Origin of the sequence: Janthinobacterium woesei, assembly GCF_051380875.1 — a bacterium.
Taxonomy (GTDB): Bacteria; Pseudomonadota; Gammaproteobacteria; order Burkholderiales; family Burkholderiaceae_D; genus Janthinobacterium.
This window is the reverse complement of record NZ_JBNYXW010000016.1, coordinates 1-21364: the sequence shown is the minus strand read 5'-3', so window position 1 is coordinate 21364 and position 21364 is coordinate 1. Positions and strand designations below refer to the sequence as shown.

At 60.9% G+C, this 21364-nt stretch carries 24 protein-coding genes; 10 read left to right on the top strand and 14 right to left on the bottom strand.

Annotation, left to right across the window (positions count from 1 at the left end; translation table 11 throughout):
* Positions 1–85: 85 nt before the first annotated feature.
* The 4 genes from ACQ4W6_RS18720 to ACQ4W6_RS18705 form a co-directional block, all read right to left on the bottom strand.
* On the bottom strand, positions 86–1210 hold the full coding sequence (locus tag ACQ4W6_RS18720; RefSeq protein WP_436568682.1) for an AI-2E family transporter: 1125 nt from the start codon (positions 1208–1210) through the stop codon (positions 86–88).
* 99 nt (positions 1211–1309) lie between these two features.
* Positions 1310–2509: a DUF1501 domain-containing protein gene (locus ACQ4W6_RS18715; RefSeq protein ID WP_436568681.1), complete on the bottom strand. Its 1200-nt coding sequence runs from the start codon at positions 2507–2509 to the stop codon at positions 1310–1312.
* Between the two features lie 10 nt (positions 2510–2519).
* Positions 2520–4061 (bottom strand): DUF1800 domain-containing protein, encoded by a 1542-nt coding sequence (locus tag ACQ4W6_RS18710; protein WP_436568680.1) that lies wholly within the window; start codon positions 4059–4061, stop codon positions 2520–2522.
* A 99-nt stretch (positions 4062–4160) separates the two neighbouring features.
* Positions 4161–5063, bottom strand: a complete 903-nt coding sequence (locus ACQ4W6_RS18705; RefSeq protein ID WP_436568679.1) for a LysR family transcriptional regulator — start codon at positions 5061–5063, stop codon at positions 4161–4163.
* Positions 5064–5158: 95 nt separating this feature from the next.
* Between ACQ4W6_RS18705 and ACQ4W6_RS18700 the strand changes: the two genes are divergently transcribed.
* Positions 5159–6172 (top strand): zinc-binding alcohol dehydrogenase family protein, encoded by a 1014-nt coding sequence (locus ACQ4W6_RS18700; protein WP_436568678.1) that lies wholly within the window; start codon positions 5159–5161, stop codon positions 6170–6172.
* A 2-nt stretch (positions 6173–6174) separates the two neighbouring features.
* On the opposite strand, the gene ACQ4W6_RS18695 is transcribed toward ACQ4W6_RS18700, so the two are convergent.
* Positions 6175–7443 (bottom strand): glycerate kinase type-2 family protein, encoded by a 1269-nt coding sequence (locus ACQ4W6_RS18695; protein ID WP_436568677.1) that lies wholly within the window; start codon positions 7441–7443, stop codon positions 6175–6177.
* Positions 7444–7533: 90 nt separating this feature from the next.
* On the opposite strand from ACQ4W6_RS18695, the gene ACQ4W6_RS18690 reads away from it, so the two are divergent.
* A complete protein-coding gene (locus tag ACQ4W6_RS18690) occupies positions 7534–7887 on the top strand; it encodes a YnfA family protein (RefSeq protein ID WP_436568676.1) in 354 nt (117 codons plus the stop codon).
* A gap of 19 nt (positions 7888–7906) precedes the next feature.
* Here the strand turns inward: ACQ4W6_RS18690 and ACQ4W6_RS18685 are convergent, their stop codons facing one another.
* Both ACQ4W6_RS18685 and ACQ4W6_RS18680 read right to left on the bottom strand, forming a co-directional pair.
* On the bottom strand, positions 7907–8308 hold the full coding sequence (locus ACQ4W6_RS18685) for a tellurite resistance TerB family protein (RefSeq protein WP_436568675.1): 402 nt from the start codon (positions 8306–8308) through the stop codon (positions 7907–7909).
* A 70-nt stretch (positions 8309–8378) separates the two neighbouring features.
* A complete protein-coding gene (locus tag ACQ4W6_RS18680) occupies positions 8379–9338 on the bottom strand; it encodes a TerC family protein (protein WP_436568674.1) in 960 nt (319 codons plus the stop codon).
* 160 nt (positions 9339–9498) lie between these two features.
* On the opposite strand from ACQ4W6_RS18680, the gene nhaR reads away from it, so the two are divergent.
* Together nhaR and ACQ4W6_RS18670 are read left to right on the top strand one after the other, a co-directional pair.
* A complete protein-coding gene (nhaR, locus tag ACQ4W6_RS18675) occupies positions 9499–10410 on the top strand; it encodes a transcriptional activator NhaR (RefSeq protein ID WP_436568673.1) in 912 nt (303 codons plus the stop codon).
* A gap of 144 nt (positions 10411–10554) precedes the next feature.
* Positions 10555–11889 (top strand): chloride channel protein, encoded by a 1335-nt coding sequence (locus ACQ4W6_RS18670; RefSeq protein ID WP_436568672.1) that lies wholly within the window; start codon positions 10555–10557, stop codon positions 11887–11889.
* On the opposite strand, the gene ACQ4W6_RS18665 is transcribed toward ACQ4W6_RS18670, so the two are convergent.
* From ACQ4W6_RS18665 to ACQ4W6_RS18650, 4 genes are all read right to left on the bottom strand, one after another.
* Positions 11879–12373, bottom strand: coding sequence for a MarR family winged helix-turn-helix transcriptional regulator (locus ACQ4W6_RS18665; protein ID WP_436568671.1), 495 nt, complete (start codon positions 12371–12373; stop codon positions 11879–11881). The genes ACQ4W6_RS18670 and ACQ4W6_RS18665 overlap by 11 nt on opposite strands.
* Positions 12374–12471: 98 nt before the next feature.
* On the bottom strand, positions 12472–13377 hold the full coding sequence (locus ACQ4W6_RS18660) for a toxin-antitoxin system YwqK family antitoxin (protein ID WP_436568670.1): 906 nt from the start codon (positions 13375–13377) through the stop codon (positions 12472–12474).
* 210 nt (positions 13378–13587) lie between these two features.
* Positions 13588–15423 carry a lipid A export permease/ATP-binding protein MsbA gene (gene msbA, locus ACQ4W6_RS18655; RefSeq protein ID WP_436568669.1) on the bottom strand — a complete coding sequence of 612 codons (1836 nt, stop codon included), beginning with the start codon at positions 15421–15423 and terminating at the stop codon, positions 13588–13590.
* 116 nt (positions 15424–15539) lie between these two features.
* Positions 15540–15920 (bottom strand): hypothetical protein, encoded by a 381-nt coding sequence (locus tag ACQ4W6_RS18650; protein ID WP_436568668.1) that lies wholly within the window; start codon positions 15918–15920, stop codon positions 15540–15542.
* A gap of 208 nt (positions 15921–16128) precedes the next feature.
* Between ACQ4W6_RS18650 and ACQ4W6_RS18645 the strand changes: the two genes are divergently transcribed.
* Together ACQ4W6_RS18645 and ACQ4W6_RS18640 are read left to right on the top strand one after the other, a co-directional pair.
* Positions 16129–17112, top strand: a complete 984-nt coding sequence (locus ACQ4W6_RS18645) for a ribonuclease Z (RefSeq protein ID WP_436568667.1) — start codon at positions 16129–16131, stop codon at positions 17110–17112.
* Positions 17113–17139: 27 nt separating this feature from the next.
* A complete protein-coding gene (locus ACQ4W6_RS18640; protein ID WP_436568666.1) occupies positions 17140–17616 on the top strand; it encodes a GNAT family N-acetyltransferase in 477 nt (158 codons plus the stop codon).
* Positions 17617–17747: 131 nt separating this feature from the next.
* Here the strand turns inward: ACQ4W6_RS18640 and ACQ4W6_RS18635 are convergent, their stop codons facing one another.
* Positions 17748–17960 (bottom strand): DUF3079 domain-containing protein, encoded by a 213-nt coding sequence (locus tag ACQ4W6_RS18635; protein ID WP_436568665.1) that lies wholly within the window; start codon positions 17958–17960, stop codon positions 17748–17750.
* Here ACQ4W6_RS18635 and ACQ4W6_RS18630 point away from each other — a divergent pair.
* Together ACQ4W6_RS18630 and ACQ4W6_RS18625 are read left to right on the top strand one after the other, a co-directional pair.
* On the top strand, positions 17959–18249 hold the full coding sequence (locus tag ACQ4W6_RS18630) for a hypothetical protein (RefSeq protein ID WP_436568664.1): 291 nt from the start codon (positions 17959–17961) through the stop codon (positions 18247–18249). The genes ACQ4W6_RS18635 and ACQ4W6_RS18630 overlap by 2 nt on opposite strands.
* Before the next feature lie 152 nt (positions 18250–18401).
* Complete coding sequence (locus tag ACQ4W6_RS18625; protein WP_436568663.1) at positions 18402–19343, top strand: hypothetical protein; 942 nt, start codon at positions 18402–18404, stop codon at positions 19341–19343.
* Here the strand turns inward: ACQ4W6_RS18625 and ACQ4W6_RS18620 are convergent.
* Entirely contained in the window at positions 19324–19578 is a 255-nt protein-coding gene (locus tag ACQ4W6_RS18620; protein ID WP_436568662.1) for a hypothetical protein, read from the bottom strand. The genes ACQ4W6_RS18625 and ACQ4W6_RS18620 overlap by 20 nt on opposite strands.
* Before the next feature lie 72 nt (positions 19579–19650).
* On the opposite strand from ACQ4W6_RS18620, the gene ACQ4W6_RS18615 reads away from it, so the two are divergent.
* Positions 19651–20058 carry a hypothetical protein gene (locus ACQ4W6_RS18615; RefSeq protein WP_436568661.1) on the top strand — a complete coding sequence of 136 codons (408 nt, stop codon included), beginning with the start codon at positions 19651–19653 and terminating at the stop codon, positions 20056–20058.
* Here ACQ4W6_RS18615 and ACQ4W6_RS18610 read toward each other — a convergent pair.
* Positions 20030–20197: a hypothetical protein gene (locus ACQ4W6_RS18610; RefSeq protein ID WP_436568660.1), complete on the bottom strand. Its 168-nt coding sequence runs from the start codon at positions 20195–20197 to the stop codon at positions 20030–20032. The genes ACQ4W6_RS18615 and ACQ4W6_RS18610 overlap by 29 nt on opposite strands.
* Positions 20198–20648: 451 nt before the next feature.
* Between ACQ4W6_RS18610 and ACQ4W6_RS18605 the strand changes: the two genes are divergently transcribed.
* On the top strand, positions 20649–21364 hold a 716-nt coding region (locus tag ACQ4W6_RS18605), incomplete at its 3' end, for a DUF4145 domain-containing protein (protein ID WP_436568659.1).

The window sequence follows — 21364 nt, the reverse complement described above, 5'->3', positions numbered from 1 at the left end:
GTTCCCACATTGTTTTAAAGTCAGCTCGTCCGGCCACGCCAGGAACTCGACAGTACCGGCCAGCAGCACGCTGGCCGACCCCTCACTACTGTCTGCTTTCCGGTGCGGCCGGGCTGGCAGGTGTATTAGCAAGTGCGTTGGCAGGTGCGTTGGCTGGCGGCACGCTGTCAAACACATGCGCTTCGTACCACAGGGTAACAAACAGCACCATCACGACGGGGCCGATGAACAGGCCCACGAGGCCCAGGGTTTCCACGCCGCCCAGGATGCCGAACAGCACGGCCAGGAACGGCAGCCGGGTGGCGTTGCCGATCATGCTGGGGCGCACAAAATGATCGGCCACGAACAGCACCACGGTGCCCCAGACGGCCACGCCGATGGCGGCGCCGACGCTGCCCTGGAAGGCCAGCAAGGCCGCTGCGCACAAGTAGGCCAGCGGCGCACCGAAGGGGATGATGGCCAGGATGCCGGTGGCAAACGCCCACAGCGCCGGCGATGGCAGGCCGGCAATGGCGTAGGCGATGCCGATCAGCACGCCTTCGGCCAGGCCCACCAGCACCAGGCCATTGACGGTGGCGCGGATGGCGGTGGGAATTTTTTGCGCATAACGGCCCCAGCGTTCGGGGCGCAGGAAATGGCTGCCGATGGCGGTGATCTGGCGCGTCAGCGCTTCGCCATCCTTGTAGAAGAAAAACAGGCACAAGAACGCCAGGCCAAAGTCGACCAGGCGGTGAAATACATCTGCGCCGAGGATTTTCAGCATGTCGCGCGCCGAGTGAAAACCGCCGACGGCGCTGCCCGCAAAGAAATGGCCGAGGCCGTGAGGCTGGCTGAGGGTGGCTTGCCACCAGTCGCCGATGGCGTCGCCTGCCAGCGGGGTCTTCGCCACCCAGGCCGGCATGGGCAAGCCATTGCTATTCGCATTAACGACGAAATTGGCCAGCACGGGCACTTCGCGCGCGGCCTGCGCCACGCCGAACAGCACGGGAATGATGAAGATGCAGGCAAACGCCAGGGTCAGCACGGCCGCCGCGATGATGCTGCGCTGGCCCAGCGCCGCGCGCACGCGCCGGTATAATGGCCAGGTGGCCACGCACAGGATGCCGGCCCACACCAGCGGCAGGAAGAAACGCTGCATGACGAACGCCGTCACGGCAATCAGCGCCAGGGAAAAGCCTGCGCTGACAATATCGCGCTGGGTATCGCTCATACCGCTCCATTCGAACGGGGTCGGACCCGGCGGGTCCGACCCCAGTTTTACGCGCCAGTTGCGCAGGCGTAGCGTAACACGGCACTTGCCAACCCAACATCACACCAGGCCCAGCTCCACCGGCGCCACCCCGGCAAACACATGCTCCAGTTGCGCCGCGCTCAAGCCAAACGTGCGGCGCAGCAAGCCGCCCAGCACGGCGCGGTATTCATTGAGCACCGGCATGTCGCGGTTCTGGAACAAATTCGCTTGCGAAATGGCTACCTGCTCGCCCGCCACCTGCTTGCCATGGATAGCCCCGCCCAATACCCAGAACACGCTGCCGTGGCCGTGGTCCGTGCCTCGGTTGCCGTTTTCGCGGAAAGTGCGGCCAAATTCGCTGACGACGACGACCATGGTATTGCGCCATGCACTGCCCATTTCCTGCGAAAACGCGGACAAGCCCCGCCCCAGCTCGTCAAAACGCCCCGCCAGGTAGCCGTTGGCGCCGCCCTGCCCCACGTGCGTGTCCCAGCCGCCCACGTCGACGAAACCGATGTTGTATTTATCCTTCATCAACCTGGCGATGCGCTGCGCTTCCAGTTCGAAGCCGCGGGTAGAGATGGCGTTGCGGTTGGCGGCCTGCATCTCTCCCGTCAACTCCTTCGTCACATCGTCGCGCACGACAAAGCCGGCGGCGACCTGCTGCTGCAAAGGAGTACCCCGGTACATGGCGGCGATGACCTGGCTTTGACGCGCATCAATGCCGGACTTGCCCAAGGAGCGCAGCGCCATGTTCGGCACTTGCACGCCGCCCTGGAAGATCAGCGGCAACTGGTCCGTGAAGGCGATGGCCGGGGTGGCCGGGGTGGCCTTATTCGCATTGAGTGTCTGCACCAGGCGGTTCAAGAAGCCCGAGCGGAAATCGCGGCGCTTGCCGAGCTCCTGTCCCAGCTCGATCGTGTCCTGCGTCTCGAAATGGCTGCGCGTCAAATCCGTCGTGCCGGCAAAGGGAATGAAGGCAGCCTCGCCGGCGTTGAACATGGGATGGATGGTATCGCGCAAGGCCGGATGCAGGGCCCAGTCGGCGTTCAGGGCCAGCGCGCCATTCTCCGCGCCCGGCCTGGGAATAGCGATATTGGGCCGCGCCGCATAGTAAAAATCGCTGCCGACAGGCACCAGCAAGTTGTTCGCGTCATAGCCGCCGCGCAGGAAGACGAACAGCAGCTTCGCATCCGTGGCCGGTGCGGCCAGCAGCCTGCCCGCGTGCGACAGCAGGGGCGCGGCGGCCAGGGCTTTCAACAGGTCACGACGGTTCATGGCAGTCCTTTCAGCGGTGCATCATTTCTGGCGACGACAATAAAAAGGTATTCCACTCCTGCGGCGAGGCAGCCTGCTCCAGGGCCTGGCGCGTGGCAGGACTCAATGTTGCCTGCAGCGACTGGAAATACAGGGCACTGGCCAGTTGCGGAAACGCCGTCTTTTCCTGCGGCTGCGGGCCGTCCGTCTTGAACAGGCCGGCGCTGCCCGAGCCGATGGTGCGGGCGATATCGAAACGCGTCGTCATCTGGCCCGGGCTGGCCCAGGCGGCGTCCGTCAAGGGATAGCCATCCGGCGTCTGGCGACCGTACAGGGGCTGGCCCATGCGCGAGAGCCAGTTCAGCATGGGGCCCGCGTTCAGGATGGGCTTGTCGTCATAGCTGAGGCGCACGGCCGACATCACATAATGCATGGGGTCCTTGAACTTATGGCCCAGCGACTGCTTGAATTCCGGGCTTGCAAACAGGGTCTGCAGCACCTCGGCGATCATGCCGTCGCTTTGCTGGAACGTGGCCGCCATGCGTGCCACCAGCGGCGCGGGTGGATTGTCGCCGACGAAATACTGGGCCAGCTTGCCGCTGATAAAGCGGGCCGTGGCGGGGCTGCGGCTGAGGCGATCGAGCGCTTCGTCGAGCTCGGCCAGGCCTCGGCCCTTCACTGTTTGCCCCAGGAATTGCTTGTCGCCGTAATCGTGGCGGTTCGGATTAAATTCAAACAAGCCCCGGCGCACATACTGCGACTGCAGGGCTGGCCGCACTTTCGGCGCGTCCGTGCCCAAGTTCACCCCTACGCCCGTCAGGATGCGCGCCAGTTCCTGCACATCGGTCTGGCTATAGCCGCCATTCACGCCCAAGGTATGCAGTTCCATCAGCTCGCGCGCATAGTTTTCATTGATGCGCCTGGCGGCATTGGCTTCATTGTCCAGGTAGCGCAACATGGCCGGATGGTGGACGGTGGCGCCCAGCAAGTCGCGAAATTTCCCCAGCGCATGCGGGGCGATGGCCTTGGCTTCGTAATCGCCGACCATGGCGCGCAAGTTGTGCTTGCCCTGGTGCACGCTGAAATGGTTGAGCCAGAACCAGCTCACTTGCTGTTGCAGCTGATTCGGCGAATACACGTCGAGCAGCAGCGAACGCGTGGCCGCTTCGCGCGCCAGGCGGGTCAGTTCCTGCTGGTAATCTTTTTGCGCCTGTTGCTTCGCTGCGTCATCCATCATGGCGGCAGACTCCTTGCGGCGCTGCTCCATGGTCAGGACCAATTGATCGAGCGGCACCTGGCTGATGGTCATGGCGTCTATCTGCGCCTGGACGGCGGGCGGCAAGTTGACTTTGCCTGGATGCAATTGCGCCTGCAAGTAACGCTCCCAGCCATCGGTTTGCAACTGGCGCACGCTGCCCGCGTTCACGCCCCAGCTGACGCGCTCCAGCATGGCGATGCCTTGCGCAGCATTGTCCGGCGGGTTCGCTGGCGCAATGGCAGGTTGGGTCGGGGCGCAGCCTGCCAGCAACAGCAGGGACAGAACGGTGCTTGGCAGAAGTTGCTTATGCAACATGGCGATCCTTCAGGCGGTGTCAGGCAGAATGCATGAGCGTACGCCCTGCCTGGCTAGCGCATGATTGCCATTTGCAACAAGTTGTAATGAAAAGTATATTTATAACAATTTCATACACTTTTCGCGCAGGAAATCGCGCAGTTGCAGTACCAGCGGCGTCACTTGCGCCCGGTGCATGCACACCAGGTGCAGCGGGGCAGCCTCGCCCGCCACTTCGGGCAGCAGCACTTGCAGGCGGCCGGTGGCCAGGTCAGCAGACAAGTCAAGCCGCGATTTATACGCGATGCCCAGGCCCGCCACGGCCCAGCGGCGCACCAGGTCGGCATCGTCGGCGCTGCGGTTGCCGCTCACCTGCACGGTCACTTGCTCGCGCTGCGGCAGGCGGTAAAAGGTCCAGCGGTCGTGCAAGCCGTCTTCCAGCGCGAAACGCAGGCAATTGTGCTGCGGCAAGTCTTCCAGCGCCAGCAGGGGCCCATGCGCGCGCAGGTAGTCGGGCGAGGCCACCAGCACGCGGTCATTCGCGGGGGCGATCGGCATGGCGATCATCGATGAATCGTCTTGCTGGCCATAGCGGATGGCCACATCGACTTGCTGGCGCACCATATCGGCCACGCGGTCGCTGACGCTGAGCTGGTATTGCAGCTTTGGATGGCGCAGCTGGAATTCATCGAGCCAGCCCAGCATCAGGTTGCGGCCCAGGTCGGATGGCATGGCAATTTTCAAGGTTCCACCGAAACTGTCCTTGCCCGCCAGCAGCGCGTCGTGGCCCACGCGCAGCAAACGCAAGGCTTCCCGCGCATGCTCCAGGTACTGCGCGCCTTCCGCCGTCAGGCTCAGCGAGCGCGTCGTGCGCGCCAGCAGGCGCAAGCCCAATTGCCCTTCCAGGCGCTTGACGGCGGCGCTGGCCAGCGCGGGCGAAATGCCGATCTCGCGCGCGGCCGCCGACAGGCTGCCCCGGTCGGCCGTGCGCACAAACACCTGCAAGTCATCGAGTCGCAGCAATTTTCAGCATTCCTTTGAAAGTGTTTCGGTACGCGCCCTCTTTTTCTTGGGCGGAAATAGCACCATCATACGGTATCGACTCAACAAGGAAGCATATGAAAGCCATCGCCTACCACCACAGCCTGCCCATCACCGATACGCACGCCCTGCTCGACATCGAACTGCCCACGCCCGTCGCCACGGGCCGCGACCTGCTCGTCGCCGTGCACGCCATCTCCGTCAATCCCGTCGATACCAAGATACGCAAGAACCGCCAGCCGAAGGATGGCCAGGCGGAAGTGCTGGGCTGGGATGCGGCCGGCGTCGTCACCGCCATCGGCCCCGACGTGACGCTGTTCCAGGTGGGCGACAAGGTCTGGTACGCTGGCGCCATCAACCGCCCCGGCAGCAATAGCGAGTTCCAGCTGGTCGATGAGCGCATCGTCGGCCACATGCCGGCCAGCCTCGACTTCGCCCCCGCCGCCGCCTTGCCCTTGACGGCAATTACCGCCTGGGAATTGCTGTTCGACCGCCTGCAGATCAGCCGCGACAAGAGCGTTGCCGGCAAGTCCTTGCTGGTGATCGGCGCGGCCGGCGGCGTCGGTTCCGTGCTGCTGCAGCTGGCGCGGCAATTGACGAACGTGACCATCATCGGCACGGCATCGCGCGCGGAAACCTCGGCCTGGGTGCAGGAACTGGGCGCCCACCACGTGATCGACCACAGCCTGCCGCTGGCGCAGGAAATGACGCGCCTGGGCTTGCCGCCCGTCGATTATGTGATCAGCCTGAACCAGACCGACCAGCATTTCGACCAGATCGTCGAACTGATCGCGCCGCAAGGCAAGTTCGCCCTGATCGACGACCCCGAGCACATCGACGTGCGCAAGTTCAAGGGCAAGAGCGTGTCGCTGCACTGGGAATTGATGTTTACCCGCTCGCTGTTCCAGACGGCCGACATGCTCAAGCAGCACGAGCTGCTGGAAGAACTGGCGCAGCTGGTCGACGCAGGCGTCATCAAGACCACCCTGGCCGAGCGCTTCGGCACGATCAATGCGGCGAATCTGAAACGCGCGCACGCGCTGCTGGAAAGCAATACGGCCAGGGGCAAGATCGTGCTGGAAGGATTCTAAACTCAGGTAATCAAGATGGCCCGGAAATCATTGACATTGGTCAATGTCGGGCCAGTGATCACACTATCTCCCAGCGCCTGGAAGAAACCGTGGCCATCGTTGTTGTCCAGGCTGTCGCGAGGCTTGACGCCCAGCGCCCAGGCGCGCTGCAGGGTGTCGGGCGCCAGATACGCACCGGCGATCTCTTCCTGTCCATCGACGCCATCCGTGTCGCCGGCCAGTGCATGAATGCCCGGCTCGCCATCGAGCGCGATGCCCAGCGCCAGCAGGAATTCCACGTTGCGCCCGCCTCGTCCCTTGCCACGCACGGTGACCGTCGTTTCGCCGCCCGACAACAGCACGCACGGCGCGGGAAACGGCTGGCCCCGCAAGGAGGTTTGCCGCGCGATGCCGGCCATGACGGTGCCCACGTCGCGCGCCTCGCCTTCCAGGCTGTCGCCTAATATATACGGCGTGATGCCGGCCGCGCGCGCCACGGCAGCGGCCGCTTCCAAGGCCAGCTGCGGCGTGGCAATCAAGGTCGTTTGCGTCTGCGCCAGGTGCGGATCACCTGGCTTGACCGATTCGCCGCGCCCGCTTTCCAGCGCCGCGCGTATAGTATCCGGCAATGCCATGCCATAGCGGCGCACGATGGCCAGCGCATCGTCGCAGGTGGTGGCGTCGGCCACCGTGGGGCCGGAGGCGATATCGCCCAGCTTGTCGCCGGGCACGTCGGAAATCGCCAACGTAATCACTTGCGCCGGATGGCAGGCGGCCGCCAGGCGCCCCCCCTTGATGGCGGACAAATGGCGACGCACGCAATTCATTTCGCCGATAGTGGCGCCCGATGCCAGCAGGGCGCGGTTCAACTCTTGCTTGTCTTCCAGGCTGATGCCCTCCAGGGGCAAGGCCAGCAGCGACGAGCCGCCACCCGAGATCAGGCACAGCACCGTATCGTCGGCCTGCAGCTTGCTGACCAGTTCGAGCATGCGCCGCGCCGCCTCCATGCCGGCCGCGTCCGGCACAGGGTGCGACGCTTCGGCGATCTCGATGCGCTGGCACGGCACGGCATAACCGTAGCGCGTGACGACCAGCCCTGACAACGGCCCCGGCCAGTGCTGCTCCACGGCATGCGCCATGGCGGCGGAAGCCTTGCCGGCGCCGATGACGATCAAACGCCCTTTCGGCACGGCTGGCAGGTGCGGCGGCACGCAGTGCGATGGTTGCGCCGCTTCGATGGCCGCGTTGAACATAGCTTGCAGCAAGGCGCGCGGCGCTGGGGTCGTCGTCATTGTTTTCTCCTCCGGGATCCGGACTCGATCATAGCAGTGTCCGCGCCGCTTGGCGGCTACAATGGCGGCAATCTTACTGATAGGAAAGACATGAACGACGCCATCGAATGGACCAGCCTGGCCCGCACTTTCGGACTGTTTACCGTCACGGCCGTGGCCGAACTGCTGGGCTGCTATCTGCCCATGCTGTGGCTGAGCAACAAGGGCAGCGCCTGGCTGCTGTTGCCGGCTGCCATCAGCCTGTTGATCTTCGTGTGGCTGCTGACCCTGCATCCAACCGCCAGCGGCCGCGTGTATGCCACGTATGGCGCCATTTATATCGCCACGGCGCTGGGCTGGCTGTGGCTGGTCGATGGCATCACGCCCGCCTGGACCGACATCGCCGGCGTGGGCCTGGCCTTGGCTGGCGCCGCCGTGATTGCCATGGGGCACAAGGCGGCGTAAAGTCAGGCCTCAAGCCGCATCAAGCCGCATGCTGGCGGAAGTTCGTTTCCGCCGACCAGGCAGTGCTGGCGCGGGCCAGCAAGACCGCTTCGCCATCGGCCAGCCAGTCGTCGGCATCGGCGATCTTCCACATGGCCTGCAACAGCTTGCGGCGCAGGTCGGGATCATCAATTTCTTCCAGCAGGCTGTCGATCACGCCATTGCCCAGTTGCACGGCGCCATGCACGGTCGAGGTCAGCATGTCATCGCACAGGTCTTGCAGCAGGCGCTGGAAGGCGGCTGGCTCCAGTTCGATATGTTCAAGGATCTTGCTGCGGTGCATCGCTTGCAGCTCGGCACTGGCCAGGTTGCCATCGACGATCATCATCAGGGCCAAAATACGTCCAGCTGCCTGGGGACTGTTTACTTCGTAGGTACGCATAATTACATTCTTTCATTGTGATGGATCAAGCGGCGCGCCACCGCCATGCGGGGCGCGCCGTACTACTGTTTTACTTTTCGCTACGGGTGATGAACACGCTGGCCACGCAGCTGGCAACGATCAGGACAGCCACCACCAGCAACGACGCTTCGACGGGCACGTGGTACCACGGCATGATCAGCATTTTTGCGCCGATAAACACCAGCACCATCGCCAGGCCATACTTGAGCATGTGGAAACGGTCAGCCACATCGACCAGCAGGAAGTACAGCGCCCGCAGTCCCATGATGGCGAACAGGTTCGACGTGAAGACGATGAACGGGTCCGTCGTGATGGCGAAAATGGCCGGGATCGAATCGACCGCGAAAATCAAGTCCGTCACCTCGATCAGGATCAGCACCAGGAACAGCGGCGTGACATAACGCAAGCCACCCTTGGCGACAAAGAAACGCTCGCCATGGTCACCGTCAGCCACCCGCAAGTGGCGGCGGGCAAAGCGCAGCACCGGGTTGTTCGCCACGTCCGGCTCGGCATCGGCCGCCACCAGCATGCGCATGCCGGTAATCAAGAGGAAGGCGCCAAACAGGTACAGCACCCAGCTAAACTCGCTCACTACCCACGCACCGGCCAAAATCATCACGGCACGCATGACGATCGCGCCCAGCACGCCATAAATCAAGACCCGGCGCTGGTACTGGATCGGCACCTGGAAGGCGCTGAAGATCAGCAGGAAGACGAAGACGTTATCGACCGACAGCGCTTTCTCGATCAGGTAGCCGGAAAAAAATTCCAGCGCCTTCTGGTTGGCGACCTCGGCACCGGCCGTGCCGTTCAGATACCACCACAGACCGCCGTTGAACAGCATCGCCAGGCTGACCCACACCAGCGACCAGGTCGCCGCTTCCTTGACGCCCACCTTGTGCGCCTTGTTGCCGCCGAAGACGAATAAATCGAGCGCCAGCATCAGCAGCACGAAAAGGATGAAGCCGGCCCACATGGGCGCCGTTGCAATACTCTCCAGGCCGTTCATCGATGGCCTCCGCTACTGCTTGTGTCTGCTACGAAGCACATGGTGTTCTCCCCGCATGAATGATAAGCAGCCATCATATGCTGAATTGAAACATCGAACAAATCGAATATAATTGCACTACACATCGAATAATTCGATTAATTAAAAACCAATAAAAATCATGTCCACACTCAACTTCAAGCACCTGCGTTATTTCTGGATGGTGGCCAAGACGGGCAGCATCGCTCGCGCGGCCGAGCAGCTGCACCTGACGCCGCAATCGATCTCCGGCCAGCTGGGCGACTTTGCCGATACGCTGGGCGTGGAACTGTTCCGCCGCAGCGGGCGCAACCTTGAGTTGACGGACACGGGCAGGCGCATCCTCAGCCATGCGGAAGAAATTTTCAGCGCCGGCGATGAGTTGCTGGAAATCGTGCGCGACCAGTCGCGCACCACCACCACGACCTTTCGCGTCGGCTGCGCCGATTCGGTCTCGAAACTGATCGCCTGCCGCCTGGTGGCGCCAGCGCTGGGCCTGGCCGAACCGCTGCGCATAATTTGCCGCGAAGGACGGCTGGCCAGCCTGCTGGCAGACCTGGCCGTGCACCGGCTCGACCTGATCATCGCCGACCGCCCCATGCCGGCCCATTTGAGCGTGCGCGGCTTCAATCACTTGCTGGGCGAAAGCGGCATGACCCTGTTCGGAACAAAGGCACTGGCCGCCACGCTGACAGGCGAGTTCCCCCAGTGCCTGGACCGCGCCCCGCTGCTGCTGCCGGGCGAAGACTTTGCCATCTACGGGCGCTTGCTGCAGTGGCTCAGCGAAAACAATCTGCACCCGCGCATCGTCGGCGAATTCGACGACAGCGCCATGATGAAGGCGTTTGGCCAGTCCGGCGCCGGCCTGTTCTTTGCGCCCACCGTGATCGCACCCCAGGTCTGCGAACAGCACGCCGTGGTGGCGCTGGGGCGCGTCGACAGCCTGGTCGAGCAAGTCTATGCGATCACCACGGAGCGGCGTTTGAGCCACCCGGCCACCATCGCCATCAGCCAGAGCGCGCGGCGCGAGTTGTTCGGATCAAAGCCCGGCTAGCCTGGCCAGCGCGGCAACTGGCGCAGGCGAACCTGCTGTCGCCAGCTGCCCGGAAATAAAACAGAAAAATACATTCGGACAAATATAGCTTTATAATGGCACCCCTCCCCGACGCCCTGCGCGCCCCTCCCAGGACTTGCCGCAATGAAGCATTTGCACGATATTCCCTCTGCCTTCAAGCATGAATTTGCCAACCCGCGCCTGTGGTGGTCGCGCGCCGTCGTGGTCGGCATGGCCGCCATCGCCGGCCTCGTCGTCGTGGGATTTACCTGGCTGGCGGAAACAGCGCTCGATTGTTTTCTGTTTTTTAACGGCAAGGCCTGGTGGTTTGCCCTGCTGTGGACACCGGCCTGCGCCGCCCTGCTGGTCTGGCTGACGCGCCGCTATGCGATCGGCGCGGCCGGTTCCGGCATCCCGCAAGTGATGGCCACGCTCGACCCGGCCGTGGCGCCGGAGCAGCGCTCGCTGTTCGTCTCATTGAAACTCAGCGCTGCGAAGATCGTGTTGACGGCGGGCGGCATGCTGGGGGGCTTGTCGCTGGGGCGCGAAGGGCCCTCCGTGCAGATCGCTGCCGGCGTGATGCTGGCCGCGCGCCGATGGCTGCCGCGCCACTCGCAAGTGAGCGCCCATTCGCTGCTGGTGGCGGGCGGCGCAGCCGGCATCGCGGCGGCCTTCAATACGCCGCTCGCTGGCGTCATGTTCGCCATCGAGGAACTGTCGCGCTCGCCGGAGCAGCGCAACAGCGGCCTCATCGTCGCCGGCATCGTGCTGGCCGGTATGATGGCGGTGTCCATCCACGGCAACGCCACGCACTTCGGCATCATCCATCCTGGCCCCATCGGCCTGGCGCTGGCCCTGCCCGGCCTGCTGGTGACTTTAGTCGCCGGCGTGGCAGGCGGCCTGTTCGCGCGGCTGCTGCTGGCCTCAAGCCGGGGCAATCCGCTGGGAAAGTTATCCGCCTGGCGCAAGGGCCGGCCAGTGCTGTTTGCCGCCGTGTGCGGCTTGGCTGTGGCGGCCATCGGCATCGCCAGTCATGGCGCCACGTTCGGCAGCGGCACGGTAGCCACGCGCGCCATGCTGGACGGGGCAAGTGAGGCCTCGCCCGCCTTTGTTGCCTTCAAGTATGTGGCCACCTGGCTGACCGTCTGGTCGGGCGTGCCAGCAGGCATCTTTGCCCCGTCCCTGGCCATCGGCGCCGGCATCGGGCATGACATTGCGCAACTGCTGCACTACCCGCACGCGCCGGCCCTGATCGCGCTGGGCATGGTGGGCTTCCTGGCCGCCGCCACGCAGGCGCCGCTGACGGCCTTCATCATTGTCATGGAAATGGTCGATGGCCACGGCATGGTGCTCAGCCTGATGGCCTGCGCCGTGGTGGCCAGCACGGTGTCACGCGTGCTCAGCGAACCGCTGTACGGCGCGCTGGCGCAATTGCAGCTACAACGGCTGCCGCAGGCCAGCCGGGAAACTACATCGTAAAGGGAAATGGCTGCAGGCCAGCCTGGCGGTCGTCGGGAGCGATCACGGCCAGCAAGGCGCCCAGGCCCTGGTTCAGGTGCGCCAGGCTGTCGGCGTCCAGCTGGGCCAGCGCACCGGGCAGCAAGCCGCGGGCCGGCTGCGGCGCGCGGGCGATCACGGCCTGGCCGTCCGCCGTCAGGGTCAGCGTCACCACGCGCTGATCGGGCTGGTCGCGCGCCTTGCGCACAAAGGCTTTTTTCACCAGCGCCTCGACCAGATTGCTGGCCGTCGTCTGGTGGATGGACATCTTGCCAGCCAGTTCGCCCATGCGCAGACCGGGCCGTTCCAGCAATTCCTGCATCACCCACAATTGCGCGCCCGACACGCCGCACTGCTTCTCGATCTGCGCCGAGTGCCGCTGCGCTGCGCGCATGACGACGCGCATGTTTTGCAGGGCCAGGCTCTGCGCCTTGGCCACCGCCGATACTTCCGCTTCCACCACCATTGCCTCCAGTTATCAGATCCGGCTTCGCGCCTGCTGGCGGGCCGCAATCCCTACATGATACCTGCAACGGCTGGGCCGCCCCCTCTGCACACTTCCCGCTAGCCGGCAGGCATTAGCTGCCCAGCCTGCCACGTTTGCTCCAGCACCAGCTGGCCGCGCTGGTCCCAGTGGCGCTCGACGCCCTGCTTCTTGCCATGTTCATACGGCACGATCTGTTGCAGCGTGCCATCGCCATGCCACAGCCGCTGCAAGCCGTGGCGCTGGCCATCGAGCATGGGGATGACGCTGGCGCGCTCGCCGTTGTCATACCACTCGCTCACATCGCCCTGCTCGCGCCCCTGTGCGTCTTTCTGCCAGGCACTGCTGGGCAGGCCATTGCGGCCCCACTTTTGCATGCTCAGCAGCTTGCCCTTGCGGTACAGCGCCTTTTGCGCCATTTGACCATTATCATGACTGTCAAACGACCAGCCATCCGGCTCGCCATGGCGCCACACCTTGCTGGCGAGCACCTTGCCATCCTCGGCCAGGGTCACGACTTCGCCCTCGTACTGATCCTTGACGAAGTTGCCGCGCTGGAATAATTTGCCATCGGCGTAAAACACTTCCTGCAAGCCGTGCATCTTGCCGCCTTTTAAGAACGAGCGGCTGCTGACCTTGCCATTCGCCCCATACGACACATATTCACCATCGGCCATCTGCTCGCCGTGATAGGTGATGCGATGCATCAGCTGGCCATTCTCGTGATAGCTTTCCGAGACGCTGTCGCGCCCGTTCGGCAGCAGAGTCACCTTCTGCTTGAGCTGGCCATTGTTGTAAAACAGCGCGCCGCCGCGCAGCTCCCCGCCCTGGGCATCGAGCTGCGTTTCGCGCAGCAATTGGCCATTCTCGTCATACGACTTGCGAAAACGCACGAACTTGACCAGGCTCAAATCCAGGTCGGTGGCATAGGTTTCAAAGGCCAGCTGGCCTGGCAAATCGGGAAACTCCAGCCTCACGCCAGGCACCCAGCGCCGCATCGCGCACGGGCGGCGTGCGCAGCGTGTGTTGATTCTTCATACTGATCCATGGATGAGTGGCTTGCGGCGGCCATCATACGGGCAAGCGCCGCCCGCCACTGGCACGATTGCCTGCCGTAAATGGCACAAGCCGGGAGCGCACCGTCCAGGTCCGCCCCCGGCCTGTGCACGGGTTCCTTCAACGCAAGGGATGCGCCCTCAGCTCACGCTCTCCTTGACGGGCGACAACTGGCTGGCGTGCAGCCGGGCATATGCGCCGCCCTGTTGCAGCAAGGCTGCATGGCTGCCCGATTCCACCAGGCGGCCGCCCTGCATGACGACGATGCGGTCAGCGCTTTCGATGGTCGACAGGCGGTGCGCGATGACGATGGTGGTGCGGTTGCGCATCAGCACTTCCAGCGCCGCCTGCACCGATCGCTCCGATTCCGTGTCCAGCGCGCTGGTGGCTTCGTCGAGCAGCAGTATCGGCGCATCCTTGTACAGCGCGCGCGCGATGGCCAGGCGCTGGCGTTGCCCGCCTGACAGGCGCGAACCGTTCTGGCCCGCCTGCGTCTCGTAGCCTTGCGGCAACTGCATGATGAAATCGTGCGCATACGCGGCGCGCGCCGACGCTTCGATGCGCGCCATGTCCGGCGCCGGATCGCCATACGCGATATTGGCCGCCATGGTGTCGTTGAACAGGATCACATCCTGGCTGACCAGGGCGAACTGGCGCCGCAGGGCCAGCAAGGCGTAATCGCGCACATCGACGCCGTCGAGCAGGATCTGGCCGCCGCTCACGTCATAGAAGCGCGGCAGCAAGCCCAGCAAGGTCGTCTTGCCGCCACCGGAGCCACCCACCAGGGCCACCGTCTCGCCGGCACGGATGTCGAGCGAGATATCGCTCAAGGCCGTGGGCGCATCAGGGTCGTCGCTGTTGTAGCGGAAATTGACGTTTTGCAGCGACAGATTGCCCTTCACGGTGGCCGGGGCGATGCTGCCCGGGTCCGGTTCCAGCGGCGTGTCGATCAAGCCGAAGACGGACTCGGCCGCGGCCAGGCCCCGCTGCAGCGGCTCATTGATCTTGGTCAGGTTCTTGATCGGCGACTGCATCGCCATCAACGCGCCCATGAAGGCGACGAAGGCGCCCGGCGTGATGGCGCCGCTTTGCGCGCGCAGCATGGCGAAATAAATCACCGACGACAGGGTCACGCCGACGAGCATCATGATGAAGCCGGAATTCAAGGCCGAGGTAGCCGCGTGCTTGACGGCCAGCTGACGGTTGCGCTTGACCACGTCGACGAAGCGCGCCTGCTCATAGTCTTGCCCGCCAAAAATTTTCACCACGCGCTGGCCGCCGATGCTTTCATCCAGCACCGACGTCAGCTCGCCCACGGCTTGCTGCGAACTCTTGCTCAGGTGGCGCATGCGCCGTCCCGCCAGGGTCACCACCAGCGCCACGATGGGCATCGAGGCCATGCAGAACAGGGCCAGCTTGACGTCGATGCTGAAGAGTAAAATCAGATAGCCCAAGGTGGCGACGGAATCGCGCACCATCACATTAAGCACGTTCAAGCCCGCCTGCGACACCTGGCTGGCGTCGAAGGCCACGCGCGACTGCGTCAAACTGGTGGTGGTAGTGTCAAAAAAGCGGCTGGGCAGGCGCATGATGGTGGCGAACATCTTTTCGCGCAGGTCGGCCTGCACCCGGCTCGATAGCCAGACGGAACCATAATCGCCGGCAAAACTGGACACCATGCGCAGCGCGGCCAGCCCCAGGATGGTGGCCGGTATCACCCACAGGTCCACCTGCCCCGCCTGTGCCGGCAGGAAACGGTCAACCCAGCCTTGCAGCATGCCCATCACGCCGGACGTGGGCGCGACCTGCGCGCTGGCCGTGTCGCGCATGGCGTCGACGACGTTTTGCAACTGGCGGATTAACAACACATCGGTGGCAGACGCCACGCCCACCGCCAGCAAGGTGACGGCAACGATGGCGCCATAGCGGCGAAACTGCCCGGCCAGGCGGAAAAACAGGAGGCGACTTTGCTGCATGTAGAGGGAAAAGAGTGAGCTAAAGCGTGATTCTAACGCGTGTGTGCCTTCCCTATGAGAAAGTCGTCACCTTGCCGGGGAAGTACCGGCAAGGAAGTCATGGCAAAAATAATAAGTTACGACTTCGCCACTTTCCACGCTTGCGTGCCGGCCTTGCATAGCTTCAGCTTCAGCGTCTGTTCCTGGCCCTTGGCATTCAAGGCCACTTGCACCTTGCGGCACACCTGGGCATCGGTCTTTTGCGTGTCGCTGGCCGTGATCTCGGCGGCGATGCGCACGGAATTGCGCAAGCCTTCATTGCTCCATTGCACGCTCTCGCCATCTTTCTTGTCATTGAGTACGTCGGTGACGGCCTTGAGCAAGACAGGCTTGTCGTTCTTGTTCAGGTACGCCATTGGCGTCTCTGCCAGGAAACCCAGGCCGACGGCAGAAGCACCGGTGGTGCAGGCAGCCAATGCCAGCGTGGCGACGATTTTCTTGTAGTGTGTACGCATCATGTCCAGCCCCATTAAAGTGCCGTTTATTTAACCCGCAAAATACGGCTCGATATTACTCTCGCTATGACTGTTTAACGCAGGCATTCTATATTTGTTTTCGTAAAGCAAGTGCACACTTGTCAAGACAGGCGCAGGCCCAATGGAGGCTGATAGCGGTGGCGTTGCCATGCGCGTTGGCAAGCAGCGTTGCTTGTCGCATAATGCGCTCATGTTCAAACTGACCTTTCTCGGCACATCTTCCGGCGTGCCCACGCGCTACCGCAATGTCACCTCGCTGGCCCTGCAAACCACGCACAACCGCGACTGGTGGATGATCGATTGCGGCGAAGCCACGCAGCACCGGCTGCAGCGCATTCCCCTGTCCGTGCACGACCTGGTCGGCATCTGCATCACCCACGTGCATGGCGACCACAGCTACGGCTTGCCGGGCCTGCTGGCCAGCGCTTCCATGACGGGGCGCACCAAGCCATTGCTGCTGATCGCCCCGCCCGCCATCAAGGCCTGGATCGACGCCACCTTGCTGCACACCGAACTGTTCCTCACGTATCCGCTGATCCACATCGACGTCGATAGTGCGCAAATCGTGCACCAGGAGGCGGGCTTGACCATCGAGCGCCACGCCCTGTCGCACCGCGCGCCCAGCGTCGGCTTCCGTTTTGCGCTGGAAACAAGCAAGTGGAAACTGGACAAGGCTGCATTGCAGGCAGCGGGCGTGCCGCCCGGTCCTGCCTGGGGAACATTGCAGGCGGGCCAGGACGTGCAACTGGACGACGGCCGCACGCTGGCGTGCGCAGATTTCAGGATCACCGAGACCGCGCGCGCCACGGTGGTGATCGGTGGCGACAACGACACGCCGTCCCTGCTGGCGGACGCCTGCGCCGGCGCGCAACTGCTCGTGCATGAAGCGACCTATACGGAAGCCATGCTGCAAAAAATCGGTCCCGGCCCCACGCACAGCTCGGTGCAGCGCGTGACGCAGTTTGCCGCGTCAGCCCACTTGCCGAATTTGATCCTCACGCATTTCAGCGCCCGCTATCACAACCCGGCTGGCATGGCCGAGCTGGAAGCGGAAGCGCGCCTGCATTACTCAGGCGAACTGTTTTTGGCGCGCGATTTCGACAGCTATGAACTCGATGTGGCTGGGGTGCTGACCAAGCTGGCGCCGGCCGATGGCAAGCCGCGCATCCGATAACTGTCACTGGGCAATCACAGAGACCACATGAGCAAACAGGCCGCGTCGATGACCTTCCATGCCGCCAATGCAGACGACACGGCCGCCTTCATCGCGCTGCGCGGCAAGACCCGGCAAAACGCCATTTCCAAAGAACGCCTGGCGGAAGTGGGCATTACCGCCGATTCCTGGGCGCAGATGATGCGTTCGGGCAATCTGCCGGGCCAAATCTGCCACAGCGACGGCCAGCTGGCCGGCTATTGCTTTGGCGAGCGCACGACAGGTGAAATTATCGTGCTGGCGCTCTTGCCGGCATTCGAAGGCTTAGGGCTCGGCAAGACCTTGCTGGAACTGGTGATGGCGGAACTGCGCGCGCAGGGCCACGAACGGCTGTTCCTGGGCTGCTCCAGCGATCCGGCATCGCGCTCATACGGCTTTTACCGCTACCTGGGCTGGACAGCGACGGGGGAAATGGACCAGTATGGCGATGAGGTGCTGGAGTACTTGTTTAGCGGCGGCGAGTAAAAGCGGCTAGCTAACTGCCAGCAAGCAAGCCTGGGCAAGGCCGGCACGTTCAGCACGCGGGGAACGTGCCCCGTGTGCGCCAGGAAAGCAGCCAGAGTGGCATGGCATGGTTGATTTGGCTGCGGGCAGTGTCAAGGCGTCTTCCTGTCCTCTTCCTTCGTCCCCTCGTCCTTATCAGCCGCAGACAATCCCCAGTCATTCCAGCCCTCGCCAAACAGCTCGATCGGATGCTGCGTGCGCTCAGAACCATTCCCGCAGCGCATGGCGTCCGGCGGGCAATACTTGTCGCAGCCCCAGCAGATGCGTTCGGGGTTCTTGGGGGCGAGGGGGAAGGGTTTGGCCATGGTTTTTGCGACGGAGTCGGTTGAGGTCTCATCGACGACTCTAGACCTGGCGCGGGTGGCGGTCAAACGAAGTTCGGTCACATACTTGTCCGGGGTCAATTCCGTGCAAATGGAAGTGGTGGCTGGAAGAAAAAGCGCCCTGTTCCTGTTCCTATTCTTACTTCTTATCTGGCCTGAAGGATGCGGCCACTTCCAGTACGGTTCGCGCGTAACTCACGTTGCCGTCGGCAGCAGGCTGCGCATTGAGTTCGTCAAACGCATCTACAACCAGGCGGGTCTTGACATGTAGCGGATCGTCTGCGCGTCAAGCTGGTATAAGTGGACTGGAGAAAAAGGCAGTAATTAATGCAAGAGTTAAAAATCTAGCCGCGAGATCGCACAATGTTGACAGTAAGCAATTGCCAGCGTATCTTTCAATATTGAATTGAATTCTTAAATACCGTGAATATAGATTTTTCCCCTGAAAAAAGTTTATTTAGTCTCCCAGTAGTACGATGGTGCGCAGGAACATCGGCAATAATTGCGATCACCATAACTATCGCCATTACCTTTAGCTTGCGACACCTGCCATTTGATTTAAGCGCCCATGGATTTAACTATTTTTCCGAACTTTACAAGGTTCCAGCAGCATTTTTGGCGATTGGATTTACATTGGTCGGCCTATGCGCAGCAAATCATCGCTCAGAACAGACGAAAAGGCAAATTGAGCGTACTACCAGTCAGATAGCACTTACAAACAATCAAATTGAATTAACAAAAAGCCAGAATAACTTTTCCAATTATTACAAGCATATTGATGAGTTTGAAAAATATTTCAATGAGAACAATCATGGGATAGGAAATAATTTAAAATTCTCCAGAAGTTTGCATGGAAATATTTTCACGAAATCAAGAGATGGAAATTATGAAATAGATGAAAGATTCATTGCTTTACTACACAATTTCTTGATATCAATACTAGATCTATCAAAAGGCCTAAAATCAAAAAATACGTGGCAGGAAGCAGTATATGCAATGTCAATTAAAATGAAAGAGTACTTAAAAAATACAAAAATTAGTTCTGGCGTTGGAGTTTTATTTGTGGAAAAAATTAACAGTAAAAAGTATAAAGAAAGTCGCGGTTGGTGCATGAAAGATTTTATACGTCAGATTTTTTCCATTATTAAAACAGTGGACGAAATTCTAAAATTTGACCCGCAATATAGATCACTAGAAATTGTCACAGATTTCATTAAAATAGACCTAAATTTAGTTCCCGATGAAGAGCTCGGAGACGGTGACTTTTATCCTGTTTATTTGCACCGCATAATATATGAAGGGAAAAATCAGCCGCGAAGCGTTGATTACTCTGAAGAAAATATAGCTACCGACATCCCGAAATAGCCGCCTCCAGCTCGCCCTCATATTTCCGCCCGCGCGGCCAGTCCCGCGCCAACGCCAGGACGATCTCGCCGTCCGTTGCCGCTGGCGCCAGATGGTCGAACTCGTAGGCTGGCCGCTGCGGCACCGCGCTGATGCACGCCGCCATCACCGGCACCTCGACGCGCACGGTTGCCGGTGGCGTGCTGACGCAGCCGGCCAGCATCAATGCCACAAAAATTAACATCCACTTGATCATAAATACCTTGCCAAATAATTTAGTGTGTATATTATAGGACCATCACAGCAGACAACCTAACTGAAGAATTAAATGACCTACACCATTGTCGTATTGAAAAGTTCCTGCCGGCTTATAGCCTGCGTGCCGGATGATGAATTTTCCGACCATGTGATTTCAGCCGCCGAATCTGATGCCGGCGTTGAATTCGACAGCGCCGATATTGCCATTGAGTACGGACTAATACTCACTAACGACAGTGATGCTGGCGATGTTCGATACAGAGTCTTCGACATGGGCCGCCTGAAAGACGCTGCCGGCATCGAATTCAAATATGCCGTACGCCGCCCAGTGGGTAGGCCATCTGAAATGAAATCCGGCAAGCGCGTAAATGTCTACCTCGACGCTGCTAGCCTTGCCCGTGCGGCCGATCTCGGCGCAGGGAACGTCAGCGAAGGCATCCGCTTGGCGCTTATTGCACGCCCTCCAGCAGTAGCTTGACGGCCGGCATGGCCTCGCCGCAGGTGGCGGCGCGCGCGCCGGCGATCTGCGCCAGCGCTGCGTCGTATTTCTTGCCCTTGGCAACGGCCTGCACTTGCACCGCAGCAAGCGCAAGGGGCCACGTCTGCCATTCAGACACGGACTGATGCGTTGAGCGCAATGGAAGCTTGCTTAGTCGAAAAGCTAATTAGAACCACGAACGCGCGCCTGCGGCGCGCGAGGCTGCCGCGCAGCGGCAGCAGGTGGAAGATTCGGGGCGGGCTGGGCCGGTAGGCCCAGCCCTTCGAATCTCACACGCAGGGCGCACAGGCGCCCTGCTCGCTTCCGCCAGGCAACAAAAAACCGCCCGAAGGCGGTTTCTTTATTTCCTGGCGGAAGCGGTGAGAACTTAACCACAGGCAATTTTCATCCCTCTACGTCCGCCAAAATCCTTGTAAATCATTGATTTTATTAGTGAACTTCCTCTACTTGGTGGAAGAAGTGTCTCACTAAAGTGTCTCACTACAAGACGCTTGATCCAAGGAAATTATAGCATTTTAATCCGAGGGCGCTGTGATAGCATTGAGGCAATATCAATCCTCGGTGATGACATGAACAATTGCTCAGTTGTAGAAATTAAGGTCAAAGAAATTGAGGACAGCAAGATCTATCTCAAATGCCCCACATGCGACAGAGACAATCAGCGTGGCGAACTCTTGGCGAATGTTGTCAAGAACGGCGAGGACGACTGTGGTCATGGGAACTCTATAAGCTGGGGCTTGCGCTATGAGACTGTTAAATGTTGTGGTTGTGAGAATGTCTTTTTTAGAGAAATCTCGTGGAACTCCGAAGACATAGATCATGACTACGATGAAAATGGTCAAACGATTTCTTGGGCTAATGAGACCATTACCTTATACCCGGAGCCAAAGAAAGAACGCAACACGATTAGAGACTTCCATCTTCTTCCTGAAAACATACAAAACATATACAAAGAAACGGTTGTGTCTTTAGAGTCAGGACAAGTGATTTTGACGGGTATCGGAATACGTGCAATCTTAGAGACTATTTGCAAAGACAAAGGCACTAAAGGAAAGCTAGTCACTCAAATTGGACAATTGCATACAAAAGGAGTTCTGTCAAAAAATGGTGCTGACTTACTTCATAAGTTAAGGATTTTAGGCAATGCCTCGGCTCATGACATTAAGCCCACGCCGTTATACACAAGTCCTGACCAACGAGCGCGTGGGCGAAAAAGCCGTTTGCATTCAATGAGTTGCGGCAGCCCTTGTAAACTTTCTCGTTTTCGCGTTTACTCTCGTCTTTT

What these genes read in the sequence shown, in the direction of transcription:
- msbA (WP_436568669.1), bottom strand. Translation starts at nt 15,423, where the DNA reads ATGCAGCAAAGTCGCCTCCTGTTTTTCCGCCTGGCCGGGCAGTTTCGC.
- ACQ4W6_RS18630 (WP_436568664.1), top strand. Translation starts at nt 17,959, where the DNA reads ATGGTTTTTGCGACGGAGTCGGTTGAGGTCTCATCGACGACTCTAGAC.
- ACQ4W6_RS18720 (WP_436568682.1), bottom strand. Translation starts at nt 1,210, where the DNA reads ATGAGCGATACCCAGCGCGATATTGTCAGCGCAGGCTTTTCCCTGGCG.
- ACQ4W6_RS18710 (WP_436568680.1), bottom strand. Translation starts at nt 4,061, where the DNA reads ATGTTGCATAAGCAACTTCTGCCAAGCACCGTTCTGTCCCTGCTGTTG.
- ACQ4W6_RS18635 (WP_436568665.1), bottom strand. Translation starts at nt 17,960, where the DNA reads ATGGCCAAACCCTTCCCCCTCGCCCCCAAGAACCCCGAACGCATCTGC.
- ACQ4W6_RS18640 (WP_436568666.1), top strand. Translation starts at nt 17,140, where the DNA reads ATGAGCAAACAGGCCGCGTCGATGACCTTCCATGCCGCCAATGCAGAC.
- ACQ4W6_RS18700 (WP_436568678.1), top strand. Translation starts at nt 5,159, where the DNA reads ATGAAAGCCATCGCCTACCACCACAGCCTGCCCATCACCGATACGCAC.
- ACQ4W6_RS18695 (WP_436568677.1), bottom strand. Translation starts at nt 7,443, where the DNA reads ATGACGACGACCCCAGCGCCGCGCGCCTTGCTGCAAGCTATGTTCAAC.
- ACQ4W6_RS18680 (WP_436568674.1), bottom strand. Translation starts at nt 9,338, where the DNA reads ATGAACGGCCTGGAGAGTATTGCAACGGCGCCCATGTGGGCCGGCTTC.
- nhaR (WP_436568673.1), top strand. Translation starts at nt 9,499, where the DNA reads ATGTCCACACTCAACTTCAAGCACCTGCGTTATTTCTGGATGGTGGCC.
- ACQ4W6_RS18650 (WP_436568668.1), bottom strand. Translation starts at nt 15,920, where the DNA reads ATGATGCGTACACACTACAAGAAAATCGTCGCCACGCTGGCATTGGCT.
- ACQ4W6_RS18615 (WP_436568661.1), top strand. Translation starts at nt 19,651, where the DNA reads ATGACCTACACCATTGTCGTATTGAAAAGTTCCTGCCGGCTTATAGCC.
- ACQ4W6_RS18670 (WP_436568672.1), top strand. Translation starts at nt 10,555, where the DNA reads ATGAAGCATTTGCACGATATTCCCTCTGCCTTCAAGCATGAATTTGCC.
- ACQ4W6_RS18620 (WP_436568662.1), bottom strand. Translation starts at nt 19,578, where the DNA reads ATGATCAAGTGGATGTTAATTTTTGTGGCATTGATGCTGGCCGGCTGC.
- ACQ4W6_RS18645 (WP_436568667.1), top strand. Translation starts at nt 16,129, where the DNA reads ATGTTCAAACTGACCTTTCTCGGCACATCTTCCGGCGTGCCCACGCGC.
- ACQ4W6_RS18685 (WP_436568675.1), bottom strand. Translation starts at nt 8,308, where the DNA reads ATGCGTACCTACGAAGTAAACAGTCCCCAGGCAGCTGGACGTATTTTG.
- ACQ4W6_RS18715 (WP_436568681.1), bottom strand. Translation starts at nt 2,509, where the DNA reads ATGAACCGTCGTGACCTGTTGAAAGCCCTGGCCGCCGCGCCCCTGCTG.
- ACQ4W6_RS18665 (WP_436568671.1), bottom strand. Translation starts at nt 12,373, where the DNA reads ATGGTGGTGGAAGCGGAAGTATCGGCGGTGGCCAAGGCGCAGAGCCTG.
- ACQ4W6_RS18690 (WP_436568676.1), top strand. Translation starts at nt 7,534, where the DNA reads ATGAACGACGCCATCGAATGGACCAGCCTGGCCCGCACTTTCGGACTG.